The 3,248-nt window shown below is 66.1% G+C and carries 4 protein-coding genes; 2 read left to right on the top strand and 2 right to left on the bottom strand.

Annotation, left to right across the window (positions count from 1 at the left end; translation table 11 throughout):
• The first annotated feature begins 201 nt into the window (after positions 1–201).
• Together AC1DT3_RS16065 and AC1DT3_RS16060 are read left to right on the top strand one after the other, a co-directional pair.
• Positions 202–399, top strand: a complete 198-nt coding sequence (locus AC1DT3_RS16065; protein WP_477466246.1) for a hypothetical protein — start codon at positions 202–204, stop codon at positions 397–399.
• A gap of 80 nt (positions 400–479) precedes the next feature.
• The gene (locus AC1DT3_RS16060) at positions 480–1,712 is read left to right on the top strand and encodes a phage major capsid protein (protein WP_477466245.1); all 1,233 of its coding nucleotides are present in this window, start codon (positions 480–482) and stop codon (positions 1,710–1,712) included.
• A 10-nt stretch (positions 1,713–1,722) separates the two neighbouring features.
• Here AC1DT3_RS16060 and AC1DT3_RS16055 read toward each other — a convergent pair whose 3' ends face one another.
• Both AC1DT3_RS16055 and AC1DT3_RS16050 read right to left on the bottom strand, forming a co-directional pair.
• The gene (locus AC1DT3_RS16055; protein ID WP_477466244.1) at positions 1,723–2,496 is read right to left on the bottom strand and encodes a S1 family peptidase; all 774 of its coding nucleotides are present in this window, start codon (positions 2,494–2,496) and stop codon (positions 1,723–1,725) included.
• 73 nt (positions 2,497–2,569) lie between these two features.
• A partial coding sequence (locus AC1DT3_RS16050) for a S1 family peptidase (protein WP_477466243.1) occupies positions 2,570–3,248 on the bottom strand: 679 nt, incomplete at its 5' end.

The raw sequence follows: 3,248 nt of genomic DNA, 5'->3' as shown, positions 1-3,248 counted from the left end.
CCGTTGGCGCGCGTGGAAACGGTCAAGCAGCGTGATGTCCGGCTCGTCGAAAAGATCCGCCGGATCGCCGGGCGTCTCGCGCCGACTGAACCGGCTCCGCGGCCCGCGCGTTAGACACTCGCCCGCATCGACCGCCGGTGAGCGATCCGCACGGAGCCTGCGGGCATCGGATCAGCTTGTCTGTTCGCCAGGGAGGTTCCAATGCGGCGATTGATTTTTGCAGTCTTCCTTGCCGCCGGCGTCGCCGGCTGCACGACGACCGAGGAACGCGTGGGCGGCGCCGCGGTCGGTGCCGGCGTCGGTGCGGTGGCGGGACCTGTCGGCGCGGTTGCGGGCGGCGCCGTTGGCGCGGCCACGGGACCGACCGTCACGCGAACTGTTCGGCGCAACACGCAATAGCCGTTTCCCACGTGTGGGAAAAACCAGGCCCGCCATTTCCGGCGGGCTTTTTTATTGCTCCAACGAAACCATTGATCGATATGATTTCAGCATTACAGACCAAATCCGCGACAGACGACGTCGCGTCCGCCTTCGACGATTTCGGCCGTGCCTTCGAGGCCTTCAAGGAGGCCAACGACGTGCGCCTCGGCGCCATCGAAACGCGTTTGACGGGCGACGTGATCGGAGACGAAAAACTCGCCCGCATCAATACGGCGCTCGACGACGCCAAGCGTCGCATCGACCGCCTGTCCCTCGATCGCGCGCGCCCACCGCTCGCCGGCGGCGAACGCGACGATCCCGCGCATGCGGAACACAAGAGCGCGTTTCAGACCTATGTCCGAACGGGTAAGGCGGCCGGTTTGAAGCGCCTCGAGGAAAAGGCGCTCTCCGCCGGTTCGGGCCCTGACGGCGGCTATCTCGTTCCCGACAATGTCGAGCGCGAAGTCTTGCGCCGTCTGTCGGGCGTGTCGCCGATCCGCGCGATCTCATCGGTCCGCGTCATTTCGGGTGGGCAGTACAAGCGTGCCTTCTCCGTTGCGGGCCCCGCCTCCGGATGGGTCGGCGAAACCGCCGACCGCCCGCAAACCTCGGGGCCGGGGCTTGCCGAAATGAGCTTTCCGACGATGGAGCTCTATGCCATGCCGGCGGCGACCCAGACGCTCCTCGACGATGCCGTCGTCGATCTCGACCAGTGGATCGCCGAAGAAGTCGAGACGGCGTTCGCCGAGCAGGAGGGCTCCGCCTTCGTGTCGGGCGACGGCGTCAACAAGCCCAAGGGCTTCCTGGCGTCGCCGACGATCCGCGACGCGGATTGGACCTGGGGTAAGCTCGGCACGGTGGCCACCGGAGGCGCAAGCTTTCCGGCGACCAGTCCGTCTGACGTGCTGCTCGAATTGATCTATGCGTTGAAGGCGGGCTATCGGCAGAACGCGTGCTTCGTGATGAACCGCAAGACGCAGAGCGTCATCCGCAAATTCAAGGACGACAACGGCCAGTATCTGTGGGCGCCGCCGACGAGCCTCGGCCAGGCGGCGACGCTGATGGGTTTTCCCGTCGTCGAGGCGGAGGACATGCCGGATATCGGCGCGAACACGAACGCCATCGCGTTCGGTGATTTCAAGCGCGGTTACCTCGTGGTCGACCGGGCCGGGATCAGAATCCTGCGCGATCCGTATTCCGCCAAGCCATACGTCCTCTTCTATACGACGAAGCGGGTCGGCGGCGGCGTGCAGGATTACGCGGCGATCAAGCTCCTGAAGTTCGCCGCCTAAGTCGAACGGCTCAGAGATCGTCGAGCAGATCGATGCTCTTCTCGATCCATCGCAAATGGTCCGCGACCGGTGTCACGGCGGTCAGGCCGCCGCAGGCGGCGGTTGGGCCGCTGCGCAATGCGCCGCTCGACCAGCTGACGATCCCGACGAGCTGATAACCCCGTCGTGTCGCGGCGAGCACCGGTCCGCCGGAATCGCCGCGACATGCGCCGGCGCCCGTCGTCTGCGCCTGTCTCGCTCGATCGGCGACGATGAGGACCTTGTTCGACGCCTCGACGGATCCGAGCGCGAGCAGATTCGTCGTCCGCAACGTGCGCGCCGTGCGGTTGCGATTCTCGCCCAGCACGCCGAAACCGGCCAGTGTCACCATCCCGCCGGTCCGGACATTCACGATGGAATCGAGATCGAACGGCTCGAATTCGGCGCCGAGCGGTTTTTCGAGCTTCAACACCGCCAGATCGACGCCCGGCTGGCTGCGGGGCGTGCTGGAGGGCTTGAAACCCGGATGGATGGCGGCGGCGATCACGCGCAAGCGAATCGGCCTGAAGGCGCGGTTGACGGCGACGACGCCGTATTTCGCATCGTCCATCATGCAATGGGCGGCGGTGAGCACCAGGTCGGGCCTCACCAGCGCCCCCGAGCACAATTCGCCCATCGAGTTTTCGACCCACACGACAGACTGACGAAGACCGGCGGGATTGCGGTCCGGTCGGCCTTCGACGACGGCGTGTGCCGGACTGGCCAACGCAGCGACGATCAGGCCGACAAGATAAAAGGCGCGCATGGAGGGGATGATTCTCGCTCAGGTCTTCCGGAAGGGAAGCGCCGGACGATAACAATGGTTCCCGCAGGCGGCGTCAATCCCAATGCGCGGTCCTCTCCCAGCGCGCGAGAATCTGGTCGATCCACGTCTTCTGGGCGCCCACCAGAATTCCCTGGGTGAGGCCGCCGCAACTGCCGTTCTTGCCGGCGGAGGACCAACTGGTGATGGCAACGACGCTGTCGCCTGCCACCATCGGGCCTCCTGAATCGCCCTGGCATGCGCCGGCGGTTCCGGTTCCCTGCGCCCACAAGAGAATTTTGCTCGGGCCATAGGGCTCGATGGCCTTCAAGGCGGCGCTGCGAAAAGTGCCCGTCGATTTCGGATCGTTCTCCCGTGCGAGCCCGTACCCGGCGACAGCGACGGCGTCCCCTTTGGTGGGCGAGCGCGCGAGAAGCGTCGCGCTCTCGAACCGGGAAGGCAGCGGCGCCGGCAGTCGCACGAGCGCGAGATCGATCGAGCGTCTGCGCGCTTCGACCGCCTTCGCGTCGTATCCCGGATGAACGGCCTTCGCGGCGGGAGCGATCAGCACCGGCTGGCCGGCCTCGTCCTTGAAATGCACGCGGTAATCGTTCGCGCCGGTGGCGCAATGGGCCGCGGTCAGGACCACGTCAGGCGCCAGCACCACGGCGGTGCACATGYCGCCGTTGGAATTCAACACCATCACGCTCGCGCGGGAGAGGGGACCCTGGTCCTCGCCGCCGCCGACGATGGCC

Source organism: Microvirga sp. P4_G7, from assembly GCF_056401005.1.
The sequence above is the reverse complement of the archived record's forward strand: the minus strand, read 5'-3'. Positions and strand labels throughout refer to the sequence as shown.